The sequence below is a fragment of the Arthrobacter sp. zg-Y1171 genome (assembly GCF_025244845.1).
Lineage (GTDB): Bacteria > Actinomycetota > Actinomycetes > Actinomycetales > Micrococcaceae > Arthrobacter_B.
This window is the reverse complement of sequence record NZ_CP104264.1, coordinates 2349618-2375224: the sequence shown is the minus strand read 5'-3', so window position 1 is coordinate 2375224 and position 25607 is coordinate 2349618. Positions and strand designations below refer to the sequence as shown.

25 protein-coding genes and 1 other RNA gene are annotated in these 25607 nt (G+C 65.2%); 8 read left to right on the top strand and 18 right to left on the bottom strand.

Annotated elements, in window-relative coordinates; genetic code table 11:
* Nucleotides 1–21 precede the first annotated feature (21 nt).
* From smpB to N2L00_RS11155, 4 genes are all read left to right on the top strand, one after another.
* Nucleotides 22–495 (top strand): SsrA-binding protein SmpB, encoded by a 474-nt coding sequence (gene smpB / locus N2L00_RS11170; RefSeq protein ID WP_230020787.1) that lies wholly within the window; start codon nt 22–24, stop codon nt 493–495.
* Nucleotides 492–851 (top strand): hypothetical protein, encoded by a 360-nt coding sequence (locus N2L00_RS11165; protein ID WP_255764687.1) that lies wholly within the window; start codon nt 492–494, stop codon nt 849–851. Before smpB ends, N2L00_RS11165 begins: the two co-directional genes overlap by 4 nt.
* 64 nt (nt 852–915) lie before the next feature.
* Nucleotides 916–1287, top strand: a transfer-messenger RNA (tmRNA) gene (ssrA, locus tag N2L00_RS11160).
* Nucleotides 1288–1525: 238 nt separating this feature from the next.
* Nucleotides 1526–2158, top strand: a complete 633-nt coding sequence (locus tag N2L00_RS11155) for a uracil-DNA glycosylase (RefSeq protein WP_255764686.1) — start codon at nt 1526–1528, stop codon at nt 2156–2158.
* A gap of 245 nt (nt 2159–2403) precedes the next feature.
* On the opposite strand, the gene N2L00_RS11150 is transcribed toward N2L00_RS11155, so the two are convergent.
* Both N2L00_RS11150 and N2L00_RS11145 read right to left on the bottom strand, forming a co-directional pair.
* Nucleotides 2404–2781: a hypothetical protein gene (locus N2L00_RS11150; RefSeq protein WP_255764685.1), complete on the bottom strand. Its 378-nt coding sequence runs from the start codon at nt 2779–2781 to the stop codon at nt 2404–2406.
* A 95-nt stretch (nt 2782–2876) separates the two neighbouring features.
* Entirely contained in the window at nt 2877–3377 is a 501-nt protein-coding gene (locus N2L00_RS11145) for a DUF1269 domain-containing protein (RefSeq protein ID WP_255764684.1), read from the bottom strand.
* 200 nt (nt 3378–3577) lie between these two features.
* On the opposite strand from N2L00_RS11145, the gene N2L00_RS11140 reads away from it, so the two are divergent.
* Nucleotides 3578–5281, top strand: a complete 1704-nt coding sequence (locus N2L00_RS11140) for an alpha-glucosidase (protein WP_255764683.1) — start codon at nt 3578–3580, stop codon at nt 5279–5281.
* Between the two features lie 17 nt (nt 5282–5298).
* Here the strand turns inward: N2L00_RS11140 and N2L00_RS11135 are convergent, their stop codons facing one another.
* The 6 genes from N2L00_RS11135 to N2L00_RS11110 all read right to left on the bottom strand — a co-directional run bounded on the left by N2L00_RS11135 (nt 5299) and on the right by N2L00_RS11110 (nt 11166).
* Nucleotides 5299–6393 (bottom strand): glutamate--cysteine ligase, encoded by a 1095-nt coding sequence (locus tag N2L00_RS11135; protein WP_255764682.1) that lies wholly within the window; start codon nt 6391–6393, stop codon nt 5299–5301.
* Nucleotides 6394–6462: 69 nt separating this feature from the next.
* Nucleotides 6463–7254, bottom strand: a complete 792-nt coding sequence (locus tag N2L00_RS11130) for a class I SAM-dependent methyltransferase (RefSeq protein WP_255862720.1) — start codon at nt 7252–7254, stop codon at nt 6463–6465.
* A gap of 2 nt (nt 7255–7256) precedes the next feature.
* Complete coding sequence (hisN, locus tag N2L00_RS11125; protein ID WP_227918322.1) at nt 7257–8066, bottom strand: histidinol-phosphatase; 810 nt, start codon at nt 8064–8066, stop codon at nt 7257–7259.
* Nucleotides 8067–8183: 117 nt separating this feature from the next.
* Complete coding sequence (locus N2L00_RS11120; RefSeq protein WP_227918321.1) at nt 8184–9299, bottom strand: ribosome small subunit-dependent GTPase A; 1116 nt, start codon at nt 9297–9299, stop codon at nt 8184–8186.
* Nucleotides 9296–10612: a 3-phosphoshikimate 1-carboxyvinyltransferase gene (gene aroA, locus N2L00_RS11115; RefSeq protein ID WP_255764680.1), complete on the bottom strand. Its 1317-nt coding sequence runs from the start codon at nt 10610–10612 to the stop codon at nt 9296–9298. The genes N2L00_RS11120 and aroA overlap by 4 nt, the downstream gene beginning before the upstream one ends.
* A 5-nt stretch (nt 10613–10617) precedes the next feature.
* Nucleotides 10618–11166 carry a DoxX family protein gene (locus tag N2L00_RS11110; RefSeq protein WP_229949595.1) on the bottom strand — a complete coding sequence of 183 codons (549 nt, stop codon included), beginning with the start codon at nt 11164–11166 and terminating at the stop codon, nt 10618–10620.
* Between the two features lie 312 nt (nt 11167–11478).
* Between N2L00_RS11110 and N2L00_RS11105 the strand changes: the two genes are divergently transcribed.
* Both N2L00_RS11105 and rsrA read left to right on the top strand, forming a co-directional pair.
* Nucleotides 11479–12162 (top strand): sigma-70 family RNA polymerase sigma factor, encoded by a 684-nt coding sequence (locus N2L00_RS11105; RefSeq protein WP_227918318.1) that lies wholly within the window; start codon nt 11479–11481, stop codon nt 12160–12162.
* Nucleotides 12159–12419, top strand: coding sequence for a mycothiol system anti-sigma-R factor (gene rsrA, locus N2L00_RS11100; RefSeq protein ID WP_255764679.1), 261 nt, complete (start codon nt 12159–12161; stop codon nt 12417–12419). The genes N2L00_RS11105 and rsrA overlap by 4 nt, the downstream gene beginning before the upstream one ends.
* 105 nt (nt 12420–12524) lie before the next feature.
* On the opposite strand, the gene N2L00_RS16225 is transcribed toward rsrA, so the two are convergent.
* Nucleotides 12525–12599 (bottom strand): 50S ribosomal protein bL37, encoded by a 75-nt coding sequence (locus N2L00_RS16225; protein WP_104061284.1) that lies wholly within the window; start codon nt 12597–12599, stop codon nt 12525–12527.
* Nucleotides 12600–12680: 81 nt separating this feature from the next.
* Nucleotides 12681–13814, bottom strand: a complete 1134-nt coding sequence (locus tag N2L00_RS11095) for an acyl-CoA dehydrogenase family protein (RefSeq protein ID WP_255765689.1) — start codon at nt 13812–13814, stop codon at nt 12681–12683.
* 310 nt (nt 13815–14124) lie between these two features.
* On the opposite strand from N2L00_RS11095, the gene N2L00_RS11090 reads away from it, so the two are divergent.
* Nucleotides 14125–14631, top strand: a complete 507-nt coding sequence (locus N2L00_RS11090; RefSeq protein ID WP_255764678.1) for a MarR family winged helix-turn-helix transcriptional regulator — start codon at nt 14125–14127, stop codon at nt 14629–14631.
* A gap of 23 nt (nt 14632–14654) precedes the next feature.
* On the opposite strand, the gene N2L00_RS11085 is transcribed toward N2L00_RS11090, so the two are convergent.
* The 8 genes from N2L00_RS11085 to N2L00_RS11050 all read right to left on the bottom strand — a co-directional run bounded on the left by N2L00_RS11085 (nt 14655) and on the right by N2L00_RS11050 (nt 25461).
* Entirely contained in the window at nt 14655–15434 is a 780-nt protein-coding gene (locus tag N2L00_RS11085) for an enoyl-CoA hydratase (RefSeq protein WP_255764677.1), read from the bottom strand.
* Between the two features lie 55 nt (nt 15435–15489).
* Nucleotides 15490–16437, bottom strand: coding sequence for a 3-hydroxyisobutyrate dehydrogenase (gene mmsB / locus N2L00_RS11080; RefSeq protein ID WP_255764676.1), 948 nt, complete (start codon nt 16435–16437; stop codon nt 15490–15492).
* Nucleotides 16430–17503 carry an enoyl-CoA hydratase/isomerase family protein gene (locus N2L00_RS11075; protein WP_255764675.1) on the bottom strand — a complete coding sequence of 358 codons (1074 nt, stop codon included), beginning with the start codon at nt 17501–17503 and terminating at the stop codon, nt 16430–16432. The genes mmsB and N2L00_RS11075 overlap by 8 nt, the downstream gene beginning before the upstream one ends.
* Nucleotides 17503–19002 carry a CoA-acylating methylmalonate-semialdehyde dehydrogenase gene (locus tag N2L00_RS11070; RefSeq protein ID WP_255862822.1) on the bottom strand — a complete coding sequence of 500 codons (1500 nt, stop codon included), beginning with the start codon at nt 19000–19002 and terminating at the stop codon, nt 17503–17505. The genes N2L00_RS11075 and N2L00_RS11070 overlap by 1 nt, the downstream gene beginning before the upstream one ends.
* A gap of 218 nt (nt 19003–19220) precedes the next feature.
* Nucleotides 19221–21005, bottom strand: a complete 1785-nt coding sequence (locus tag N2L00_RS11065) for an ABC transporter ATP-binding protein (protein WP_255862721.1) — start codon at nt 21003–21005, stop codon at nt 19221–19223.
* Nucleotides 21002–22045, bottom strand: coding sequence for an ABC transporter permease (locus tag N2L00_RS11060; protein WP_255764673.1), 1044 nt, complete (start codon nt 22043–22045; stop codon nt 21002–21004). The genes N2L00_RS11065 and N2L00_RS11060 overlap by 4 nt, the downstream gene beginning before the upstream one ends.
* An 11-nt stretch (nt 22046–22056) precedes the next feature.
* Complete coding sequence (locus N2L00_RS11055; RefSeq protein WP_255764672.1) at nt 22057–23589, bottom strand: ABC transporter permease; 1533 nt, start codon at nt 23587–23589, stop codon at nt 22057–22059.
* A gap of 111 nt (nt 23590–23700) precedes the next feature.
* Nucleotides 23701–25461, bottom strand: coding sequence for an ABC transporter family substrate-binding protein (locus N2L00_RS11050; protein WP_255764671.1), 1761 nt, complete (start codon nt 25459–25461; stop codon nt 23701–23703).
* Nucleotides 25462–25607 lie beyond the last annotated feature (146 nt).

Sequence of the window (25607 nt, the reverse complement as noted above, 5' to 3'; positions counted from 1 at the left end):
AACCTACTAAGGAGTTGCCCCGTGCCTAAGGAAAGTGGCCGTAAGGTAGTGGCCACCAATCGCAAGGCCCGGCACGACTACGAAATCCTCGATACCTACGAGGCCGGGATGGTTTTGATGGGGACCGAGGTGAAGTCGCTGCGTGAGGGCCGCGCCTCATTGGTGGACGGGTTCGCCACGTTCTACAACAACGAGCTCTGGCTCGAAGCCGCCTACATTCCCGAGTACCTCAACGGCAGCTGGACCAACCACTCCGCCCGCCGCCGCCGCAAGCTGCTGCTGCACCGCGAGCAGCTGGAAAAGATCATGCGCAAAACCAGCGAATCGGGTTTTACCATCGTGCCGCTGCAGCTGTATTTCCTGGACGGACGGGCCAAGGTGGAGATCGCCGTCGCCCGCGGTAAGCGGGAGTACGACAAGCGCAATACCCTGCGGGAGAAGCAGGACAACCGTGAAGCACTTCGCGCGATGCGCGAGAAGAACCGCGGCGCATGAGTGGAACGTTCTGGGAGCCGCAGGCAGAAGTGGACGAGGAAGCCGCCGCCCGCAAGCCGGCCTGGACGTGGATCGTTACGGCCGTCGACCTCCTGATAGTCCTCGCAGTGTTGCCGGTGGTCATCCTGGTAGTGGTTCCGTTCTTTGCCGCGTACTACCTGTTCCTTGCACACGTGCTGGTATGGCTCGCGCCGGTGCTGGTCCTGGCGAACATCGCCTTGTTCGCCTGGGCCTTCCGCAGCAAGGCGCCGGGCATGACCGCGCTGAGCATCCTCTCGGTCCTCTTCGTGCTCGTCTCGTGGATTCTGCTGGTGGTTTGGGGCTCACCCGTAGTGGTCTTCGGCATCCGGCTCTGAAGCGCTCTGTGAATCATGCGGTACAATGAGTGTTCCGGCTTCGGCCGGATTGGTAACTCAATAAGGGGATGACCGGTTTCGACGATGTTTTGTTGAGACAGGGGAAGCGGGCCGAGGATACAGGGTTATCTCGTTAACGATCTCTGTAAACCAATAAGTGCCGAATCAAAGCGCACTGACTTCGCTCTTGCTGCCTAAGCAGTAAGGCATAGTCCGTCAGCCCGGGGATGCTCTCGCCCCGGTGCCTGGCGTCATTTAGAGGGCCACTGCTGAACACCTTCGCCGTTGGGGTGTTCGGGACTTTTAGACGGCTGGGTCCGGATCAGCCACTTGTCTGCGTGATGGCTGGGACCGAGAAAATCCGCTGCAGACTGCGCCCGGAGAAGCCCTGACAAAGCGACATCGGACGGGGGTTCGATTCCCCCCATCTCCACTGAGAAATCTCCAGCCAAAGCGGGAAGCGCCTTAGGGCGTTCCCCGCTTTGCTGGTTTAAGCCGGGTTGCACGGGAGAGTTGTTTCTCACACCCGTGCGGTTTACCCCGTTGCGGGGCCTCTTCCCGTCCGGCAGGGCAAGGTGCGTTGGTAAACTTTGTCGTAGGCAGTACCCGCGCCGGCAGGACCCGGAGCGGGCGATATAACCGGTCGGAAGACCTTGTAGGAGACGCACCACTTTATGCAAAGCCCGGCACTCGAATCCCAGCATGACGACCTTTGGAACCGACGCTATGAGCCCAATGTCGCTGAGGTGAACCAGCTTTGCGACTCCCTGGCTGAAATGAAGCCGGGAAGCCAGGTGCCCTACGTCGATCCCATGCACGATATCGGGGAATGCCGGATCGTGAGCCTGTTTTCCAACATCGGCACCGCCCACGAGTCCGGGTTCATCACGGCAGGTGACAATGAGGCCGTGGCACGGCTGCTCGGCGTGCACTGGCAGGCAGGACTGCGGCCGGAGTTCGTTATGCCGTGGAACGCCTACCCGTGGCATGTGCCGGGTGAGCCCAATGGCAAGCTGAGCAAGGAACAGGTCCAGGAGGGGCTGCGGCCGCTGCTGCGCTTCCTGGCCCTGGTGCCCCGCGCTTCCGTCATCGTGGCCCACGGCACCGAGGCGCAGCGCCTCGCCGCGCTGTTCCTCAAGACCGAGAACCGGATGATCTACCGTCGCAGCATCAAGGTCTACAAGGCCCGCTCGCTTTCCGGGCGGTCCTTCGGCGCCACCGCGGAACGTCAGCAGGAGGCGCTGGACGATATGCGCGCTGCCTATACCGACGCTATGGCCCGCACCGGGCTGACTGCCGCACGCTAGGCATGTGACCGGCCGGCGCCGGTCAGGTTCCGGCCCGGCCGTTCCGGCCCGCACCGGGCTGACTGCCGCACGCTAGGCATGTGACCGGCCGGCGCCGGTCAGGTTCCGGCCCGGCCGTTCCGGCCCGCACCGGGCTGACTGCCGCACGCTAGGCATGTGACCGGCCGGCGCCGGTCAGGTTCCGGCCCGGCCGTTCCGGCCCGGACAGGCCCCGGCCGGAACGGTCCGGCGGGGCAGCGAGCGGGTCAGGCCTCGGCCGGCTCAGCCGGGGCGTCCACTACCCCGATGAAGCGGGAGCCCACTCCCGGGTACTCGGTGCGGACTGATCCGGCGGCCAGCTCGGGAAGTTCCCGTACCCGGTGGTCTTCGCACGCTATGAAGGTGAACTCGGGCCACCACTTCTTGGGTCGGGCAGCCTCCGTGTAGCCGCAGACTGTGCAGGAAAGCTGTACCCACACGGGACGTTTTCCGGTGCGGTTGGCCCTGGACTGGACCAGCCATCCGGGCGGGTCGGCCTGCATCCGTGCCAGCTCGGCGTCATCCACGTGCGCGGGAATACCGTGGCGGATGGCCATTTCAAGCGGAATATCAAGGATCAGGGCGGCCTGGCGTCGAGTAGTCATCAGTTAAACGATACGCGTTGAAGCATCGCCGCACGCACCGCGGGGCGGCGGCCGCCCGGCCGCCGCCCCGCCGTCGTGCAGGGGAAATATCCGCCCTAGGCCGGCGTTGACTCGAAGAAGGCATCCCGCAGGTTGGCTTCCTCATCCTTGGAGAGGTTCGTGTAGATCAGCTTTACCCCCGAGAAGTCCTTGAAGGCCTCGGCTACCCGGTCCTCCACCGCATCGGAGGACAGGACGAACAACGCCGAGGTGCCGGGAGTGACCTCCTGGCGTACCCGCGAGATGAAATCGTCGTTGATCCCCACGTCCACCATGGAGCCGGACATCGCGCCGATGGCGGCGCCCACCGCCGCACCGATGAGCGGAACAAAGAAGATGAGCCCAAAAAGAAGTCCCCAGAAGCCGCCGCCCAAGGCACCGGCCCCCACCATGTTGTGTTCCTGGATGGTCTTGGGCTTCTTGCGCCCTTCAGGCCAGGTCACGATGGCTTCGTCCTGGACAGCGATGAGGCCCTGGGACTGGAGGCTGGCGAGGGTCTGCGTGGCGCGTTCCGCAGCGTCCGCATCCGAAAATTTCCAAACGGTCAGTGTTGCCATGTCAGTTACTCCAAACGCTAGAGTTCGGGGCAGGTCCGCATACGGAACCTGTCGGCAGCGCCAACGTTAGTGCCGCGCCCGGGCACGTACAAGGAAAACTGCCGTCCCGGGCAGAGCCTGCACTGTAACTCCCGGCAGCCCTGTGCGGGCTGACGGCTCGGACGTATTATGCACAGGACACGCTGAAAGGACGGCCGTCCATGGTGCCTCCCAACGATCCCGCCTGGTGGACGAACGCCGTCGTCTACCAGATCTATCCCCGCAGCTTTGCAGACTCGACCGGTGACGGCATCGGCGACCTCGGCGGCATCATCGAACACCTGGACTACTTGGCCGAACTGGGGGTGGACGTGGTGTGGCTGTCGCCGATCCAGCAGTCGCCCCAGTTCGATAATGGCTATGACATCAGCGATTACCGCCGGATCGACGAAATGTTCGGCACGGAGGAACAGTTCGACCTCCTGTTGGAAGGCCTGCACGAACGCGGCATCCGCCTGATCATGGACCTGGTGGTCAACCACACCTCCATCGAATACCCGGGCTTCCAGTCCTCCAGGAACAAGACGTCGCCGAAGCGGGACCGCTATTGGTGGCGGGACGCCCGCCCGGGCTTCGAACCAGGGGAACCGGGGGCGGAGCCGAACAACTGGCGCTCGTTTTTCGGCGGTTCGGCGTGGACCTTCGATCCACTCACCAGCCAGTACTACCTGCACCTGTTCACCCCGCAGCAGCCGGACCTGAACTGGGAGAACCCCCGGGTCCGGGCAAAGGTGTACGCGATGATGAACTGGTGGCTGGACCGGGGCGTGGACGGATTCCGGATGGACGTCATCAACTTCATTTCGAAGGACCCGGCATTGCCGGACGGAGTGGTGGAAACCGGCGGGATCTGGGGCGACGGATCGCCGTACTTCGTATCGGGGCCGCGTATCCATGAATTCCTGCAGGAAATGCACCGGGAGGTCTTCGACGGCCGCAGCGGCCAGTACCTGACGGTGGGGGAGACGCCCGGAGTCACGGTCGAACAGGCGCTGCTGTTCACCGATGCGCAGCGGCGGGAGCTGGACATGGTGTTCCAGTTCGAACACGTCAGCCTGGACCAGGGCACCGGCAAGTTCGACCACCGGCCGCTGTCCCTGCCGGAGCTGAAAACGAGCTGGAACCGCTGGCAGCGCGGGCTCGCCGACAGGGGATGGAACAGCCTGTACTTGAACAACCATGACCAGCCGCGCGTCGTCTCCCGCTTCGGGGATGACCAGCGGTACCGGTACGAATCAGCCACCATGTGGGCCACCCTGCTGCACCTGCAGCGGGGCACCCCCTACATCTACCAGGGCGAGGAGATCGGCATGACGAACGCCGGGTTCACCTCGATAGACCAATACCGGGACGTGGAATCACTGAACTACTATGCGGAGGCGCTCGAACAGGGGATGGACCGGGAACGGGTCCTGGAAGCGCTGCGCCGGATGAGCAGGGACAACGCACGCACCCCCATGCAGTGGACCGCGGGCGAGAATGCCGGTTTTTCCGAAGTGGAACCCTGGATTCCGGTGGCTGCGAACTACCCCTCGGTCAACGTGGAAACGGACCGGGCCGCCGAGCAGTCCGTCTTCGGCTACTACCGGGAGCTGGTTCGGCTCCGGCACGAATCGGACCTGGTGTCGCTCGGGGACTTCCACCTGCTGGACCCGGGGCATCCGACACTGTTTGCCTATAAGCGCACCCGCGGGGATCGGGCGCTGCTGGTCCTGGGCAACGTGTCCGGCGAGGAGCTGGGGGTGCCGTCCAACCTGGAGGCCGGAAGCCTCGTCCTGGGCAACTACCCCGACCCCGGCGACCATCACCTGCTGCGCCCCTGGGAAGCCCGGATCCTGGACATTTCCACCTATGCGGGGGGCTAAGGCGGGGGCCAAGCCGGCTATTCGGCGCTGAGGCTGCGGGTGTAAAGGTCCGCGAGACCCGCGTAACCGCCGGACCGGAAGGCGGTGCGCTGCCGTTCCGCGCCGGTACCGCCGGCAAGGACGCGGGCGACGCCGGCAACCGCGTATTCCCGGTCGCCGGCTTCCTCCAGCGCCGGTGCAACATACTCCAACAGCGCAGAGAGGTGATCGGCCGCGGGCAGGCTGCCGCCGGGATGCGAAACCAGGTTACCGCTCATGCCGAAGCGGGCAGCCTGCCACAGGCCGACGTCGAGCAGTTCCGGATCCGGGACGGCTGCCGGAACCGCGGGGACGGCAGACGCCAGGGTGGCCACCAGCGCCCGCACGAGGGTTGCCAGCAGCAGGGAGTCCCGGGCCTGGAGCTGGGCATCCGCAATGCGGACCTCGACCGTGGGAAAGGTATCGGAGAGCCGTGCCGCCCAGCCCACATGGCCGGCGTCGAGCACCACGTCGGTGGCGAGCAGGCTTTCCAGCCGTCGGGTGTAGTCCTGCGCATCGGCGAACAGGGGAGGGCAGCCCTGTACTGACCAGCGCCGGTAGTGTACCATGCGCCAGCTGGCGAAACTGCTGTCCTGTCCCCGCCAATAGGGGGAATTCGCGGCAACGGCACCGAGCAGCGCGAGCCAGGGGCGGAGCCCGTTCAGTACGCGTACCCCTGTGTCGCGGGAGGGGATGCCGACGTGGATGTGGGTGCCGTTGACGTACTGTTCGTGCGCGACGGCTCCCGTCAGGATTCCCATCCGCTGGTACCGGTCGGAGGAATTGAGCACCGGCGGTCCCTCCTGGATCCGCGGTGCCGCTCCGGTGGGGGCAACCCGTACGCCCGCCGACGCTGCCGCTTCGGCCAGCCGGGAGCGGAACCCCAACAGGGCGTCCAGGGCCTCCTCCCGGGTGGTGCAGACCCGGGTGGAGCTCTCCACCTGTGCGTCCAATAGCTCGGCGGAACTGGAGAAGACGCCGTGCTCCGGGGAGATCAGGGCGCGTGTCAGTTCCTGGGCTCCGGTGGGGAACCCGGTGGAGGCATCCATGAGGAGGAACTCTTCTTCGATGCCGAAGGTGAAGACCATACGCATTTCTCCTAAACACCCGCCATGCCGGACTTGGACAATTGTAGGTAGGCGGGGAAGGCGGCGCACCAGGGGTCAGACGGACAACCCCGCCCGTACTGCCCGCCACGTCAGCGTGAGGTAGGGCAGGTCCAGGACGTCCCCCGGTGCGTGTCCGAGGTGCTCGTAAAGGTACCAGGACAGGTTCGAGTGCAGTTTTTCCCGCGCGGCAGCGCCGGCCGACAGATAGAACGCACGTGACCGGGCCAGCTCAAACAGGTCTTCCGGGGTCATCGGCTGCGTCCAGGCTACGGTGGAGGACTCTTCCAGCGTGAACTCCGGTCCGAGCTCGGGCCGGAAGCCAGGGCGCAGGACATCTCCGGCATGGATGATGCGCGAATAGCGGTGGACCCAGGGGATGCTCACGTCGAGCTGGTTCCAGACCAGGCCGAGGATCCCGTGCGGCCGCAGGATGCGGGCGAACTCCCGGCTCGCCGCGGCAGGATCGCACCAGTGCCAGGCCTGGGCCACGGTCACGGCGTCCAGCGAAGCGGCGGGCAGGCCCGTCTGCTCCGCCTTGCCGACCCGCACCGGAACGTCGGGCAGCAGCCGGGAGAGCTGGTCGAGCATGTCGCGGGACGGGTCGACGGCGCAGACATCCAGTCCGGCGGCGTGCAGCTCCCGGGTGTACTTGCCGGTGCCGGCGCCGACGTCGGCCACGTCCCGGACCGCGGGGCCGTCGGGGATGCCGGGACGGGCGAACAACCACTTCACGGCCTCGGCCGGATAGCCGGGGCGGATGCGGTCGTAGTGTTCCCCGCCCGCCTGGTAGCTGTCCGCCAGCTGCCGGCGGCGCAGCGCCTCGAGCCGTGGTCCGGAGGTGCCCACAGTTACAGGAGGTCGTCCAGATCGGGATTCAGGCGCTGCAGCACTTCGCTGTGCAGCGTCCCGTTGGTCGCCAGCGCGTTTCCGCCGAAGGGGCCGTCCTCGCCGTCGAGTGAGGAAAAGCGGCCGCCGGCCTCGGTCACGATCGGAACGAGGGCCGCCATGTCATAAAGGTTCAGTTCGGGTTCGCAGGCAATGTCCACGGCACCCTCGGCCACCATGCAGTAGGACCAGAAATCGCCGTAGGCGCGGGTACGCCAAACGGACTCGGTCAGGTCCAGGAATTCTTCGAGGTTGCCGCGGTCCTTCCAGCCGCCGAGGCTGGAGTAGGACATCGAGGCGTCGGACAGCCGGGAAACGTTGGAGACGTGCAGGCGGGTGGCCGCAGCCAGGGACCGGCCCATGTAGGCCCCCGTGCCGGTGGCTGCCCACCAGCGCTTGCCCAGCGCGGGCGCGCTGACCAGGCCGACCACCGGGACGCCGTCGTCCACCAGTGCAATCAGGGTGGCCCACACGGGGACGCCGCGGATGAAGTTCTTGGTGCCGTCGATCGGATCGATGATCCAGCGCCGCGGGCCGGAGCCGCTGGAACCGAATTCCTCGCCCAGTACGGCATCGCGGGGCCGGGCGCGCGAGAGCTGCCCGCGGATGGCATCTTCAGCGGCCTTGTCGGCGTCGGTTACCGGTGTGAAGTCCGGCTTGGTCTCGATCTTCAGATCCAGGGCCCGGAAGCGCGACATGGTCTGGTCATCCACGGAATCAGCCATCACATGGGCCAAGCGCAGGTCATCGTTGTAGTTCTGAACGAAGGGCATACTCTTCAACTTATCCTTATTCGGCGGGCACAGCCCCGCATTAGGCCCGTTAGCGGGCGGTGTCCTCATGATTCCCGGGTGGATTCTTCGGCGGCGGGAACTCCGCCGTCCGTGGGGCTATTGCTCGCCGAGCTCCTTCGCGGACGACTTGTTCTCCGTGCGGGTTCCGGTGCCCAGCAGCCGCCGCAGCGACGCGAGCCGCGCGGGGCCCGCCGGGCCCGCATGGCCGCCTTCCACCCACGGGTCCAGCCCGCAGCCGACGGCGACGGAATCGTGCCGGCAGCCGCGCTCACAGTCGGCCGTTCCCGGCTCAAGGTCGGGGAAGGCCTGCAGGATCCGGTCCGGGTCCACGTGGGCCAGGCCGAAGGAACGGATGCCCGGGGTGTCGATGATCCAGCTGCCTGCGGGGGAGTCGCTCAGCCGCAGGGCCAGTGCCGAGGAGGACGTGTGCCGGCCGCGGCCGGTGACGGCATTGACGCCGCCGGTGGCCCGGGCCGAACCCGTCAGGGCGTTGACCAGGGTGGATTTGCCGACTCCGGAGGGCCCCACCAGGACGCTGACGTTGCCCTTCAGCACCTCGTGGAGGGCCTCGACGGCGGTGCCCTGGAGGCGTGCGGAAAGGCCGTCGTCGGAGCGCGCATCGATGCCCGAGGCATCAGCTGCCGCGGTGCGGCTGATAATGACGTCCATGTCCAGGTGTTCGTAGTTGGCCAGCAGGTCGGCGGGGTCCTTGATGTCCGCCTTGGTGATGCAGAGGACGGGGGAGATCCCGGCGTCGTACGCAGCGACGAGGGCGCGGTCGATGAAGCCGGTTCGGGGTTCGGGGTTGGCGGCAGCAACCACGATCACCAGCTGGTCGGCGTTGGCCACCACCACGCGTTCCACGGGATCTGTGTCGTCGGCGCTGCGCCGCAGCAGGGTGCGGCGTTCCTCGACACGGACAAGCCGGGCGAGGGTGTCCGGAGCGCCGCTTACGTCACCGACCAGCGCCACCAGGTCCCCGGCGACTACCGGCGTGCGCCGCAGCTCCCTGGCGCGGGCGGCAATGACGGTGCGCTCGTTGGCGGTGTCTTCATCAACCACGGCGGTATACCGGCCGCGGTCCACGGTGATGATCCGCCCGATGACGGCGTCGTCGTGGGCGGGGCGGTCCTTGGTGCGGGGCCGGGAGCCTTTTTTGTTCGGACGGACCCGGACATCGGACTCGTCCCAGCCGCTGGTACTGCGTGTCATGCTTCCGCCGATCGGGTCAGCTGCTGCCAGAGTTCGGGGAACTGCGGCAGGGTCTTGGCTGTTGTGGAGATGTCGCGTATGACGACGCCGGGCACGGCCAGGCCGATCAGGGCGCCGGCAGTGGCCATCCGGTGGTCCGCGTAGGTTTCCCAGGTGCCGCCGTGCATTGTCGACGGCCGGATGACCAGGCCGTCGGATGTTTCTTCCGCGTCGCCGCCGAGCCGGTTAATTTCGGTGACGAGTGCGGCCAGCCGGTCCGTCTCGTGGCCGCGGAGGTGCGCTATCCCGGTGAGGCGGGACGGCGTATCTGCAAGGGCGCAGAGTGCGGCAACTGTCGGGGCCAGCTCGCTGGTGTCTGCCAGGTCGGCGCCGCGGATGCGGCCGGTGCCGGTGACGGTGAGGGTGCCGTCGGCCAGGTCCACGGACGCGCCCAGGGCCGGGAGGATGCTCTGCCACTTATCGCCCACTTGGGTGGTTGAGGCGGGCCAGCCGGTCACGCGCACGGTCCCGCCGGCCACCAGCGCCGCGGCGAGGAAAGGCCCGGCATTGGACAGGTCCGGTTCAATCACGGTGTCGAAGGCGGCAATGGGGCCGGGGGTCACCCGCCATTCGTTGGGAACGGAATCATCAACGTCTACGCCGACGCCGCGCAGTACGGAGACCGTCATGGCAATGTGGTCCGGGCTGGGCAGCGTACTGCCGCGGTGGACCAGGTGCAGGCCGTTGTCGAAACGGGGTGCTGCCAGCAGCAGGGCCGAGACGAACTGGGAGGAGGCGCCGGCATCGATTTCCAGGCGGCCGCCTGCAACGCTGCCGGAGCCGGTGACGGTGAAGGGCAGGGAACCGGCGCCGCCGTCGTCCACCTGCACCCCGAGCGAGCGCAGGGCGTCGATGATGGCGGACATGGGCCGGGTGCGGGCGTGGGGATCGCCGTCGAACCCGGTGGTTCCGGTGACGAGTCCTGCCAGGGGCGGGACAAAGCGCATGACCGTCCCGGCCAGGCCGCAGTCAATCTGCCGGGTGCCCGGGGCTGCTGCCGGGACCGGATCTATGACCAGGTCCGGGCCGAAGCTGCCGTCGCCGGGGATTTCCGTAACGGTGGCTCCGAGGGAGCGCAGGGCGGAGACCATAAGCTCCGAATCCCGCGAATGCAGGGGTGCCCGCAGCCGGGACCTGCCGTCTGCAAGGGCGGCGAGGACCAGGTATCGGTTGGTCAGCGACTTCGAACCCGGCACCGCGACTGTTGCGTCGACGGGCGAGGTGGCGAAGGGTGCCGGCCAGGTAGCCGGCACCCCGGCATTCGGAGCACTCATTGCTGCTAGGAACCGACGATGTCCGAAGCGGCGTTGGACACTGCCTTGAGCTGCTTGCGCGTGCTCTTCGAAACCGACTTGGAGACGGCGCGGGTCTTGCGGCTGGTGCCCGAGGCAAGGTGCCCGGCGCGCCAGGCAAGTCCCGGACGGCCGTTGGTGTCAACGGCAGCGAGCAGGACGCCGCCGATCAGGGAGAGGTTCTTGAGCAGCTGGTTGCGGCGTTCCTTGCGCTCGGCCGCGGTGGAAGCCTCGGCATTGCGGTATTCCACCACGGAGTTCAGTGCGGCGGTGCCGGCGAGCAGGAGGGACGCCAGGCGGGCGAACTTGCCCGTGCCGAGCATCGAGGCTGCGCCGACCTGCGTGTAGCCGACAACCTTGGCTACGAGTGCCGGATTGGACGTGAATGCTGCGGCGGCCGGAACGGTGCTGCCGATCTTCTTCAGCGTGGGGGCGAGCTGTTCGGCGGTCTGGTCAGCGTTGCGAAGGCGCTCCACGCCTACAGCCACGAAGCCGGTTGCGAGCAAAGGTCGGGCAATCAAACGGACTATCGACATAGTGCCTCCTGGGAAATCCCTCAGTTACGCGAAAAAAACAACATTTGGTGCTGCTTCCACCTTAGTCTGGCATTTTGCGGCCTGCGGCACACGTTTCGTCCCGCGGCCCCTCGGCTGGCCGTTCCCGCCGCCTGCCGGGGAGGGAACGGGAATAGCGGGCCCGGCGTCGTCGTTGGCACCAGTATCAGGATGTGCTTTGTCGACAGTCAGGAGAAAAGCATCGTGCCAGCCGCCACGCTGAACTCAGCGCCGACTGCCCGCGGGCCGAAGCTACGCGTACGGGTTCCCGCCCGCACCGTAGACTGGGAGGTGATGAGAACTGACGCGCCGGAAGGCAGCCCCCACGTGGAAAACTTCGAACTCGACGTTGCCACCGAATCGGATGAGGCACGCAAGCTTCGTTTTGAGCAGGACGCCATGCAGTATGTGGACCAGCTCTATTCCGCCGCCATGCGCATGGCTCGCAATCCCTCGGACGCGGAGGACCTCGTGCAGGAGGCCTACACCAAGGCTTTCTCCGCTTTCCACCAGTACCGGCCGGGGACCAACCTCAAGGCCTGGCTGTACCGCATCCTGACCAACACGTACATCAACCTTTATCGGAAGCGGCAGCGGGAACCCCTGCAGGCCAACTCCGACGGCGTTGAGGACTGGCAGCTGGCCCGTGCGGCTGAGCACAGCTCAACCGGGCTTCGGTCCGCTGAAGCAGTTGCTTTGGACCACCTGCCGGATTCCGATGTCAAGGATGCCCTGCAGTCCATTCCGGAGGAGTTCCGGCTTGCCGTGTATTTCTCCGATGTGGAGGGCTTCGCGTACAAGGAAATTTCAGAAATCATGAATACGCCGATCGGCACTGTGATGTCCCGGCTGCACCGTGGACGCAAGATGCTCCGCGAGCTTTTGGCGGAGTACGCACACGAGCGCGGTATCAAGGGCAAAGTGCCCGCAGCCGAAGCCGCCGGCGCATCAACCAAGAAACAGGGGAATGAGCTATGAGCGATTGCCAGAGCCTGGGCGATTGCGACGACGCCCGCATCGAACGGCTGTACGAGTACCTGGACGGCGCCCTGTCCCACGAGGACCTGGTGGAAATCAAGGAACACCTCGACGGCTGTCCCGAATGCGCCCAGGAACATGACCTTGAGTGCGTCATCCGTTCGGTCGTCAAACGGTCCTGCACTGAGGCAGCACCCGAGACGCTGAAGGCCAGCATCCTTAGCCGCATCAGCCAGATCCAGACGGCGGACCACTAGTCCCGTCGTCGGGCCTCACCACAGGCACAAAGAACCCCCGGTACCAAAAGGTTCCGGGGGTTCTTTGTGCCTGGCCGTCCGGCCACGCGGCTACCTAAGCTCTGCTTAGGCGTTGGGACGCTTACCGTGGTTAGCGCCGCCGCGCTTACGGTCACGACGCTTGCGTGCACGCTTGCTCATAGCTGCCTCCTTTGATTCGAAAAGTTCTGCCCTCCAGTGTCCCACATGCCTTACGCGCACGCCTAACGCGGATCCGGCTGCCTAGACGAAGGCCGATTTCCCGGTCACGGCCCGCGCCACGATCAGGGAATTGATCTCGTAGCTGCCCTCGTAGGTGTAGAGGATTTCGGCATCGCCGAAAAGCTTGCCCATCTCATAGTCCGTGCTGATCCCGTTGCCGCCCAGCAGGGACCGCCCCATGGCCACCGAGGCCCGGGCCAGCCGGGTAGTGGTGGACTTGGCCATCGCCGCCTGCACCATTTCGAGCTTGCCGTCCTGCTGGATGCGGGCGAGCTGTGCCATCAGTGCGAGCGAGACGGAGGCGTTGCCCAGGATTTCGGCCAGCTGCTGCTGGATCAGCTGGAACCGGGCGAGCTCTTTGCCGAACTGCTTCCGGCTCAAGGCGTAGGAACGTGCGACGTCGAACGCGGCCAGTTGTATGCCCGCGGCCTGCCAGCCCACCCAGGCACGCGAATCGCGCAGCAGCTCATTGGCTTTGGAAAAATCGGTGGCACCCGGCAGGAGGTTCGCCGCCGGGATGCGGACGTCGTCGAGGACGATGTCCGCGTTCTGCATAATGCGCAGGCCGATCTTGTTTGCGATCTTTGCGGCGGTGTAGCCGGGACGGTCCGTTTCGACGAGGAAGCACTTTATCTGCTGGTCGGCGGCGTCCCGCGCCCAGACCAGGGCAAAGTCGGCGATGGTGCCGGCGCCGATCCACCGCTTGGCGCCGTTGATCACCCACTCGTCCCCCTCGCGGCGCGCGGTGGTGGCCAGCCCGCCGGCTATGTCCGAGCCGTGATCGGGTTCGGTCAGGGCGAAGGCGCCGATCTGCGTGAGGGCGGTGAGGCCCGGCAGCCAGCGCGCCTTCTGCTCCTCCGAGCCGAGCTGGTGAACCATGCCGACGATCAGCTCGTTGTGGATCCCCACCAGGGCGGAGAGGGAAACATCGGCCCGCGCCACTTCCGCGTACATAAGTCCCTTGAACAGCTTCGAGGTGCCGTCTGTCTGCAGGGCGCCGAGGCCGTACTTGCCCAGCTCCGCGACCAGCTCGAAGGGGAATTCCTCCCTGTTCCAGTAATCGATCGAAGCGCCCCGGATCCGGGACTGGAGGAAGCTGCGGACCTCGAGATAGCGGGACTGTTCCTCCGGCGGAAGCAGGTCAACGACGTACATGAGGTCAACGTCCGGGAAAGGCGGGACGAACGCGTTGTCCGCCTCCGTGCGGTTCTGTCCGGTGGCACGTCTCTGTGTCTGCACGGGGGAGCATCCCTTCGTAGTGATCCGGTATGAAATGAACCGGCTCCGCCTAACCCTTGGACGTCCTACTATATTGCAGCGTGATGTAGATCACCATCCCGCCGGTGGCCGGGCAGGGCCCGGAACGCGGAGCTCGTCGGCAGGCCCCGAGCCGCCGAAGCCGACTTTCCGACGCTGAAAAGCTAGGCTGGGCCTATGAAATCCATAACGGGAAGCCGGGGGTGCCGTGGCAACGCCGCTGCCGCGTGATCCCATTGCGGATGCCAGGGGAAATTGGGAACGGCACGGTTGGTCCGACGTCGCCGCACCGATGGCTGCCATCACTGCCATCATGCGGACCCAGCAGATTCTGCTGGCCCGGATTGAGGGGGTCCTGAAGCCGTTCGGGCTGACGTTTGCCCGCTATGAACTCCTCACCCTGCTCAGCTTTGCCCGCAGCGGCGCGCTGCCCATGAACAAGGCCAGTGCGCTTCTCCAGGTGCACCCCACTTCGGTGACGAACGCCGTCGACCGTCTGCAGGACGCGGAACTGGTGATCCGCTCACCGCATCCCACAGACGGGCGTACCACCCTGATTGAGCTCACTCCGGAGGGGCGGACGCTGGCCAAGCAGGCCACCCTGGCCCTGAACTCCGCGGTGTTCGCACAGTCCGGATTCGGCGAGCAGGATGTGGACCAGCTGATCCAGATCCTCGGCAGCTTCCGCAGGAACGCCGGCGACTTCAGCGACTGACCGGCACGGCCGGACGCGCCGCCTCAGCGGTGGGTGAAGTCCGGCTTGCGCTTCTCGACGAAGGCGGCCATGCCTTCCTTCTGGTCCTCGGTGGCGAACAGCGAGTGGAAGACACGCCGTTCGAAGAGCACTCCCTGGGCCAGCCCTGTCTCGAACGCTGCGTTGACGGCTTCCTTGGCAACCATGGCTACCGGCTTGGACTTGGAGGCAATGGCCTCGGCGGCTTCCATCGCTTCCTCGACCACGTCAGCCGCCGGGACTACCCGGGAAACGAGGCCGGCGCGTTCGGCTTCCTCGGCGCCCATGAAGCGCCCGGTCAGGATCATGTCCATCGCCTTGGACTTTCCCACGGCGCGGGTGAGCCGCTGGGAGCCGCCCATCCCGGGGAGCACTCCGAGATTGATTTCGGGCTGGCCGAATTTGGCATTGTCACCGGCAATAATGAAATCGCACATCATCGCGAGCTCGCAGCCGCCGCCGAGGGCGAATCCGGACACTGCAGCTATCACCGGGATGCGCAGGCGGGTGAAGTCTTCCCAGCCGCGGAACCAGTCCGCGGCATACATGTCCATGTAGCCCTTGGACTGCATTTCCTTGATATCCGCCCCGGCCGCGAAGGCCTTGCCGGACCCGGTCACCACGACCGCCCCGATTGCGGGATCGGCATCCATGGCGGACACGGCCCTCACGAGTTCGTCCATGGTTGCCTTGTTCAGCGCGTTCAGCGCCTCGGGCCGGTTGAGCGTTACGAGCCCCACCCGCCCGCGCTGTTCTACGAGAATGCTGGTGTACTGCTCCGTCATGTCTGGCCCTTCAGCTGCTGTTTCAAATCGTGTCGTTTGTCCGGTGCGCAAAAAGCTAGGGCGCGGACTTGTCCCGGATATCGGTGATGATCCCGGAGAAATCCCGGCCCGCGCCGCCTTCCGCAGCAAAGTCATCGTAAATTGCAGAAGCGAGCGGTCCTAACTGCGCGGCGACACCCGTGCTTTCGAGTGCGTTGAGGGCGAGCTTCAGGTCCTTCGCCATCAGGGCTCCGGCGAAACCCGGCTGGTAGTCGCGGTTGGCGGGGCTGGCGGGCACCGGACCCGGCACGGGACAGTTGGTGGTCAGCGCCCAGCACTGGCCGGAGGCTGCCGAGGCAACATCGAAGAGGGCCTGGTGGGTCAGGCCCAGCTTTTCGCCCAGCACGAAGGCTTCGCTGACCGCGATCATCGAGATTCCGAGGATCATGTTGTTGCAGATCTTGGCGGCTTGGCCTGCGCCGTGATCTCCGCAGTGCACTACGCGCCGGCCCATCACTTCGAGCATCGGGCTGACTGCCTTGAAGTCCGCCGGCAACGCGCCCACCATAAACGTCAAAGTGCCTGCCTCGGCACCCACGACGCCGCCGGAGACCGGTGCGTCTACGGCACGGTGGCCGGCGGCAACCGCGAGCTCTGCCGCTTCCCGGGCTTCCTCCACGTTGATGGTGGAGCAATCCAGGAAAAGGGTATTCGGTGCGGCAGCGGCGAGCAGGCCCGGCTGGCCTCCGGTGCCCCGATACGCATCCAGCAGATGTTTGCCGCTGGGCAGCATGGTGAGGACGACGCCGGCGCCGGCCACCGCCGCGGCGGCGCTGCCGGCCGTGGCGATGCCGTTTGCCTCAGCCGTTTCGAGGGCGGCGGGCACCACATCGAAGCCGGTTACGGAGTATCCGGCGTTCACGAGTCGAACGGCCATCGGCCCGCCCATGTGGCCCAGCCCGAGGAAGGCGACCGGAGCGGCCTGCTCCTCGGCGTTCAGTGCCGAAGCGAATGGTTCAGACATTGTTGTGCTCCTTGGAAAGTATCAGTTCACGGTTCCCCAGCGGCGCGAAATAGGATTCGACGTCCTCGCCGCTGACCTCGGCCAGCGTGGCAGGCCGCCAGTGCGGGGAATAGTCCTTATCCACCACCTGGGCACGGATGCCCTCCCGGAAATCGGGCCCGGCGAGGAACCTCAGGCCCACCCGGTACTCCTGTTCCAGGGCTTCCTCCAGGCCCAGCCCCTTCACCCGGCGCAGCGATTCCAGCGCCACTTTCACCGCGGTGGGTGACTTCGCTGCTATTGCCTCGGCAGCCTTGGCCGCTTCCTCCCGGGCCTGCCCGTCGAAAGCCCGCAGCCGCCGCAGAATCTCCTCGGCATCGTTCCCCGCATAGCAGGTGTCTATCCAGTCCTGCCCTGCGAGTCCGGACGGCGGGGCCTCCTCTGCGAAGCGTGCGACGGCGGAGTCCACGGGTTCGCTTTCGAGCGACTGGGCGAGGTCCGCCAGCTTCGCCGACGGAACGAAGCGGTCCGCGAACCCCAGGTACACCGCATCGGCGGCGTTCAGATGGGCGCCGGTCAGTGCTGCATGGGTGCCGGCCTCCCCGGGCGCGCGGGAGAGCAGCAGGGTTCCGCCGACGTCGGGCACGAAGCCGATGGTGGTTTCCGGCATGCCCAGCCGGGTCCGCTCCGTGACGATCCGGATGGAGCCGTGGGCGGAAATACCCACTCCGCCCCCGAGCACCAGCCCGTCCATAAAGGCCACATAAGGCTTGGGGTAGTTCGAAATAAGCGAGTTGAGCGTGTATTCCTCCGCCCAGAAGGCGGCCGTGGCAGTGCCGCCGTCGAGCATGTCGCGGTAGATGGCCACTATGTCGCCGCCCGCGCACAACCCCCGTTCGCCGGAGCCCCGTACCAGCACGGCCGCGACGGCGTCGTCGCCGGCCCAAAGCCTGAGCTGCTCCAGCATGGCCGATGCCATGCCGGCCGTCAGCGCATTGACCGCTCGGGGGCGGTTAAGCGTGATCACGCCCAGCCGGCCGCGGCATTCGAACAGCACCTCGTCCGTGACAGGCGTCCCGGGGCCCATCAGCTGCCTTCCGGCATAACGAAGCTGGCACCGGTGCGGATCCCCGACGGCCAGCGCGTGGTGACCGTCTTGGTCTTGGTATAGAAGCGGAAGGCGTCCGCGCCGTGCTGGTTGAGGTCGCCGAATCCGGAAGCCTTCCAGCCGCCGAAGGTGTAGTAGGCGATGGGGACCGGGATGGGGACGTTGATGCCCACCATGCCGACCTGGACGCGGCTTGCGAAATCACGGGCGGAGTCGCCGTCCCTGGTGAAGATGGCCACTCCGTTGCCGAACTCGTGCTCGCTGCACAGGCGGAGGGCCTCGTCGTAGTCCTCTGCCCGGAGCACGCTGAGCACGGGACCGAAGATCTCTTCCTTGTAGATGGTCATGTCCTTGGTGACGTGGTCGAAGAGGGTGGGCCCCACCCAGAAGCCGCCCTCGTAGCCCTCTACCGCGAGGCCGCGCCCGTCGGCCAGCAGGGTGGCGCCCTCATCCACGCCGGCCTGGATGTACCCTTCGATCCGTTCCTTCGCGGAAGCCGCGACCACCGGGCCGAAATCCGAATCATCTGCGAGGCTGTGGCCAACCTTCAGACCTGCGATCCGCTCCTCAAGCTTCGCAACGAGCGCGTCGCCGGTGGCCTTGCCGACCGGCACGGCCACGGAGATCGCCATGCAGCGTTCACCGGCGGAACCGAAGCCGGCCCCGATCAGGGCATCTGCTGCCATATCCAGGTCGGCATCCGGCATGATCACCATGTGGTTTTTCGCGCCGCCGAAGCACTGGGCGCGCTTTCCGTGTGCAGCGGCAGTGGCATAGATGTACTGCGCAATGGGGGTGGAGCCGACAAAGCCGATGGCAGAGACCCTCGGATCCTCCAGCAGGGCATCAACCGCTTCCTTGTCACCGTTGACCACATTGAAGACACCGGCCGGAAGGCCTGCCTCCGTAAAGAGCTCGGCGAGGCGCAGCGGCACCGAAGGGTCCCGCTCGGAGGGCTTGAGGATGAAGGAATTGCCTGCAGCCAGTGCCGGTCCGGATTTCCACAGCGGAATCATGGCCGGAAAGTTGAACGGTGTGATTCCGGCTACGACGCCGAGCGGCTGGCGCAGCGAGTGGACATCGATGCCGGCCCCCGCGTTGTCCGAGAATTCACCCTTGAGCAGGTGCGGGGCGCCGGCAGCGAATTCCACCACCTCGATGCCCCGTTGGATGTCGCCCTTCGCATCGAGGAGGGTCTTGCCGTGCTCCGAGGACAGCAGGGTGGCCAGTTCATCTATGTTCCGGTTCACCAGGTCAACGAACCGAAGCAGGATCCGTCCGCGCCGCTGCGGATTCATGGCCACCCATTCCAGCTGGCCCTTCTCCGCGTTGGAAACAACGTTGCGGACTTCCTCGGTGCTGGCCAGGGGCACCCTTGCCTGGACCTCGCCGGTGCAGGGATCGTAGACATCGCTGAAGCGCCCGGAAGTGCCTCCGACATGCTGTCCGTCAACGTAATGCGATAGCTCGCGAACCATCATGGAATGCTCCTTTGCACCGTGAATTGCGAAGCTGCACCGCGGCCGAGTGTGAGTCGCGACACTGTCTTCCCACCCCAACATAGTCCAACTTAGTTCCAGACCGGCAACGGAACCCTGACAACGACGACGGCGGCGCCGTGGGGAAGATGGTCTTCCGCCACTGACGCCGCCGCCGCGGTTTCGTTCTGCTGTGTTTACCTGTTCGGCAACGTGCCCTATTCGGTGTTGCCGGCCGCGAGGAGCGCGTGGCGCTGCTCGCGGCGGTAGGCCTGTTCGGCCGGGTCCGGCACCGGTGCCGCTGCCAGCAGGCGCCGCGTGTACGGATCCTGCGGGTACTTCAGGACCTGCTCGGTGGAACCCTGCTCCACCATCCTGCCCTTGTTCAGCACGGCGATATGGCTGGCCAGGATTTCGACCACCGCCAGGTCATGGCTGACGAACAGGCAGGCGAAGCCGTACTCCTTCTGCAGGTCCTGCAGCAGCGCCAGCACCCGTGCCTGCACTGACACATCCAGCGCCGACGTCGGCTCGTCCGCCACGAGCAGGGACGGCCGCAGCGAGAGCGCCCGGGCAATCCCCACCCGCTGGCGCTGGCCGCCGGAGAGTTCGTGCGGGTACCGGTTACGGAAGCTCTTGGGCAGCTGGACGTCATCGAGCAGGTTCGCCACCCGGTTATCCAGTTCGGCCTTGGACAGCTTCTCATGCAGGAACAGCGGCTCGCCGATGCTCTCGCCGATGGACATCCGCGGATTCAGCGATGCTGCCGGGTCCTGGAAGACGATGGCGAACTTCCGCCGGAGCGGCCGCATTTTTTTCGGTGACAGCCCCGCGATGTCTGTTCCGTTGATCCGGACGCTACCGTCGGCCACCGGCAGCAGGCCGGTGACAGCGCGCCCGATGGTGGACTTTCCCGAGCCGGATTCGCCCACGAGGCCCATGACTTCGCCGGGCATGATCGTGAAGGAAACGTCGGAAACGGCGCGGAAGGCCGGGGTGCGGAACCGCCCGGGATACTCGATGGCCACGTTCTCGAGCTGCAGGGCGGGCGTCTGCGACGACGTCGGTTCGGCCACTTCCTCGGAGGCCTTCATGACCGACAGGGGTGCGTCGGTGATCTGAAGGGATCCGTCATCCTCCACCTCGACGGCTGCCAGTACGCCGCCCACCTTGGAACCGAGGTGCGGCACGGCGTCGAGCAGGGCCTTGGTGTAGTCCTGCTGCGGTGCAGCGAAGAGATCCACCACGGCGGAGGCTTCCACGATCCGCCCGTTTTGCATCACCACCACGTTGTCCGCAAGGTCGGCCACTACGCCCATGTCATGGGTGATGAGCAGGATGGCGCTGTTCAGGCGTTTGTTGAGCTTGCGCAGCAGTTCCAGTACTTCCGCCTGGACCGTGACGTCCAGGGCGGTCGTGGGTTCATCGGCGATCAGCAGGATCGGATCATTGGCAATGGCAATGGCAATCATGGCCCGCTGGCGCTGCCCGCCGGAGAACTGGTGCGGGTAGCTGTCGTAACGGGTCTCCGGATCCGGAATCTCCACCATGCGCAGCAGCTCAATGGCGCGTGCCTTGGCATCGGCGGGGGACGCATCGGTGTGCTGCTCGATGATCTCCTTCACCTGTTCACCCACCGTGAGGACCGGGTTCAAGGCCGTCATGGGCTCCTGGAAAATCATGGCAATGTCATTGCCGCGGATCTTCCGCAGCGCCGACTGCGGGGCGCCGATGAGTTCCTTGCCGTGCAGTTTCGCACTGCCTGTGGACCGCCCGTTGCCGGGCAGCAGGCCGAGCAGTGCCATGGAGGACATGCTCTTTCCCGAGCCGGATTCGCCGACGATGGCCAGGATCTCCCCGGGATAAACCTTGTAGTTCACGTCTTCGGCGGCCATGACCCATTCGTTGTCAACGTTGAAATCGACGCCGAGTCCGGTGACCTCAAGGATGGGGGAACCGGTTCCCGTTGCCGGGGTGTCGCTGTATACCGGTGTGGAGGTCATTGCTTGTTCCTTGTCTGTCGGGGATCAAACGCATCCCGGAGCCCGTCGCCGATGAAGTTGACGGCGAGGGCAATGGCCACGATAAACACGCCGGGCCAAAGGAAGACCCACGGGCGCACGGTCATGGCTGACCGGTTTTCATTGATCAGCTTGCCCAGCGAGGTGTCCGGCTCCTGCACGCCCAGGCCCAGGAAGCCGAGCGCGGTTTCCAGCAGGATGGCGCCGGAGATGGCGAGCGTGGCCGAGACGATGATGACGCCCACGGTGTTGGGCAGGATGTGCTTGAAGATGATCCGGGCCGAGCTGGCGCCTACGGACTTCGCCGCCTCCACGAACTCCTTTTCCCGGAGGGAAAGGAACTCGCCGCGCACAATCCGGGCGAGGTTGGTCCAAGTGAGCATGCCCAGGAAGACCGCGAAGACGACGATTCCGAAGTCGGCCACGATGGTGGCCAGCACTGCGGCGACCACCAGGAGCGGGATGGTGATGATGACGTCGGTGAAGCGCATCAGGACGGCTTCGACCCGGCCGCGGTAATAGCCGGCCAGCGCACCGACGACGGTGCCGATGACGGTGCCGACAATACCCACGATGAAGGCAATGATCAGGGAGATCTGTGCCCCGCGCATGGTCATCGCGAAGTAGTCCCGGCCCAGGGCGTCCTGGCCGAACGGGTGGTCGCCCAGCCCGGTCCAGGACAGGGTGGGCTTCCCGCCGTCGGCGGTTTCCTGCACCTCGTAGAAGGTGTGCTGCCACCAGCCCGGAATATGCAGCGGGCCGACGTTGAAGCCGATTGAGGAGAATGCCAGCAGCACGATAAAGAGCAGGCCGATCATTCCGCCCATGGCGCCCTTATGCCGCAGGAAGCGTTCGCGGACCAGCTTGGACTGGCTTTTGGCCTCGGTGATTCTAGGTTCAGCTACGACACCCCTGGTTGCGGGGGAGTCCGCCGTGACGGTCCGCTGGCTCTCCAGCGTCATGGCCGTCAGCTCCGGGCTGCTTTCCTTTGGCCCGTCCGCGGGAATCTTGTTATCAGTCATTGCTCTACCAATCAGTTCAGGCTGATGCGCGGATCGAGGAACGCGTACGCGATGTCAGCCAGCATGTTGAAGGTCACCGCGGCCACGCCCGTGACGAGGAAGAACGCCATGATGACATTGGGGTCCACGTTGGTGAGTCCGTCGGTGAACATCTTGCCCATGCCGTTCCAGCCGAACACCGATTCCGTGACCACGGCGCCGCCGAGCACGCCGGCGAAGTCGAAGGCCATCAGGGTCGTGATCGGGATCATCGCGTTGCGGAACGCATGCTTGACCACGACGGTCCGCTCGCTGAGGCCCTTGGCCCGAGCGGTGCGGATGTAGTCCTGGGTCATGACGTCCAGCTGGCTGGCGCGGGTGTAGCGGGTGTACATGGCAAACGAAATCAGCATGATCGCGATGGTCGGCAGCACCAGGTACAGCGCATAATCCAGGTTCACTTCCCAGAAGGTTCCCTCGAGGTTGGGCGTGGAGGAACCGGTAGTGGGAATGGGCCGGCCGCCGGTCTTGCGGGACAGCGTCGGGTAGGCGTGCAGGAGCGAATCCAGGAACACGATGAAACCGATCAGCAGGCCGACGACGGCGGTAATCTGCCGGGTCTGCTTGGCGTACGGTCCGCCCACGAAATGCCCGATGGCAGCGGAAACCGCAACGGTCACCAGTGCCAGGCCGGCAATGGTCAGCCAGTCCGGGTCTTTCATGATGCCCATCGTGACCAGATAGCCGACAAAACCGGCTGCGGCCGTAGCAAGGGCTGCGTAGACAATCCGGTGACGCCGGAACCCGGCGAACAATGCCGTGACTCCGAGGGCGATGGCGAAGGCGCTCACCAGGATGCCGACGGGACCGAAGCCGGGGGTTTTGAACCAACCGGACATCAGCAGCACGAGCATGGTCCCCGAAGTTGCCACGGCCGATACTGCGAATACCTGGATGCGGCGTCGGCGGTCGCCGCCGACGACAACCATCCAGATCACCCCGGCCACCAACCCCAGCAGCACTATGCCCAGATAGGACATGGTTGGATTCTCCAGCCAGGTGTTGAGACCGATGGCGAGGTACTGCTTGAGGAGTGTGGAAAGCCAGAAGAGCGGCATGGAGAACAGGAGGAAGGCAACGAACGTGATCGAGTAGTCGAACACGCTGTACTGCCGCAGGGCGGTAACAACACCGATAAGCACGCCCAGGATGATCGCGAGCACCGTTGCTACGACCACCAGACGGAAGGTTGAACCGGCGGCGGATTGCAGCTGCTCGATGACGGGGTTGCCCACGCGGTCCAGGCCCAGCGTGCACTGTGCGCCGCCGGGCATGATGCAGCGGCCGATTTCCTGCAGCCAGAGCAGATAGCGGATGTGGATCGGCTGATCCAGGTGCATGGCTTCGGTACGGGCGGCTATGCGGGATTCCCGGTCGTCGTTGCGCAGTTCGGCGAGGTCATGGAGGGGATCGCCGGAGTTGACGGCCAGGACAAACATCAGTGCCGTGGCGGCCAGGAGGATAAAGAACGAAGTGACCGCTCTTTTAAGAATGAAGTAGAACACCGTGGGGCTCCTTGGGGTGGGACTAAAGAACGCCGCGGACATAAGCAGGGGGATGGGCAGACTTTGAGTCTGCCCATCCCCGCTTATGCTGCGGCTAGCGTGGTGCTGCGGCTAGACCTGCTTTGTCCACTTGTAGGCGTTCCAGGTGATGCCGTTCTGGCTCGGGTTCAGTTCCACGTTCTCCAGCTTGGAGGAGTGTGCAACCACACCGGAGTTCGCGTACAGGACCACGTTGTAGACCTCGGCGGCGAGGATTTCCTCTGCCTTGGTCTTCAGTTCCTTGACCTCTTCTTCGTCAGTGGAGGTAGCGATCTGGTCCCAGAGCTTGTCGAGTTCAGCGTTGGCGAACTTGCCGTAGTTCTGCTCGCCGTCGGAGACGTAGATCGACTGTGCGCTGGCGGCCAGGCCGGAACCGGCCCAGGCGAACAGGATGGCGTCCCAGGCTCCGGGCTCGGCGAGCTTGGCGCTCCACTTGGGGTCCGGGGTGGGAACAATGTTGAAGCCGGCCTGGTCGCAGGAGGTCTTGATCAGGGTGACGATGTCAGCGCGCAGCTGGCTCGTGGAGGAGAACATCAGGCGGACCGACACGGGTTCGGTCTTGCCGGCATCGGCGAGCAGCTTCTTGGCGCCCTCGAGGTCGACTTCGTCGTACTCGCTGGCGGACGGAGCGCCTTCGAGGACCTCTTCGTAGTCTTCCTGGCCCGGCTGGTATTCGCGCAGGTTGTCCACCGTGGCGTTTTCATCGATGGGCTTGGCGAACTTCTCGACAATGTCCTCGCGCGGTACGCACTTGGAGAAGGCCTGGCGTACGGCCAGGTCCTTGAACACGCCGTTCTCCGACTGGTCCAGGTCAATGTGGCTGAAGGTCAGTTCCGGGCCGGTGAGCATGGTGACCGTTTCGCCGATGTTCTCGATGGCGGTCTTGGTGTCAACGGTGGGTCCGGACGGCTCGATGATATCGACCTCGCCGTTCTCCAGGGCCTGGACTGCTTCGGTGTCTGCGATGGTCTTGAAGACGATGGTCTCCGTCTTGCCCTTGCGCTCTTCGCCCCAGTAGTTCTCGTTGCGCTTGAGGGTCAGGGTGCCGTCGGTGGCGTTGTCCAGCATGTACGGGCCGGAGGACGGGATCATTTCGGCGTCCGGAAGCTTGGTGAGGTCGGCTTCGTAGTTCCAGCCGGTGTTCCAGAATTCGGCCAGCGGGGTCAGCGCCGCGATGTCCTTGTCCTGGATGGCCTTGATCAGCGCTTCGCCGTTATTGTCGGTGGCGAGGCCGCCCTTTTCCGCTGCGATATGTGCGGGCATGATGGGGCCGATCATCAGGGCTTCCCAGTCCGCGTACGGGGTCTCGAAGACCATGTCGAACTCTTTGTCGCCGGCCTCGCCCTCGATCATCTTGGTCTGGGAGAAACCGTTGGTGGAGGACGGCTGGAAGATGTTCTCGCCCTCGGCGGGACCGACCTGTCCGGAGAAGGCCGCCCAGTTCAGCAGTACGTCATCGAAGTCAATGGGGGTGCCGTCGGACCACTTGGCGTCCTCATTGATCTTGTAGTGCACCGTCAGCGGATCGTCGCTGGTCTTTTCGAAGGTGCCGAACTCTTCATCGTGGATGACGCCGTTGGGGCTGTATTCGACAAAGTTGCTGTGCACCAGGTTGTCGACGTAGCTGTTGTACGTGCTGTTGGTGTTGGCGGTGCTCGAGTTGTAGGCGTCAGGTGCCTGGCTGATGGCGATATTGATGGTGGAAGCGATGTTCTCGGTTGTTGCCTCCGAGCTGCTTTCACTTTCGGTTCCGCCCCCGGCGGAGCCGCAGGCGCCCAGGAACAGGGCCCCCACGGAGAGTGCGGCAAGAGCTGCCGTGCGCTTAGTACGCATAAGTAGTCCTAACTGGTGATGAGGAGTCAGGAACCACCGATGATGGCCCCCCAAAGCGGCCGTGAAGACCGCTGCATGTGGAGCAACACTAGCCACATATTGTTTCCACTGTGAGACAAGTTACACGTTGTTAACTGATCGTTACG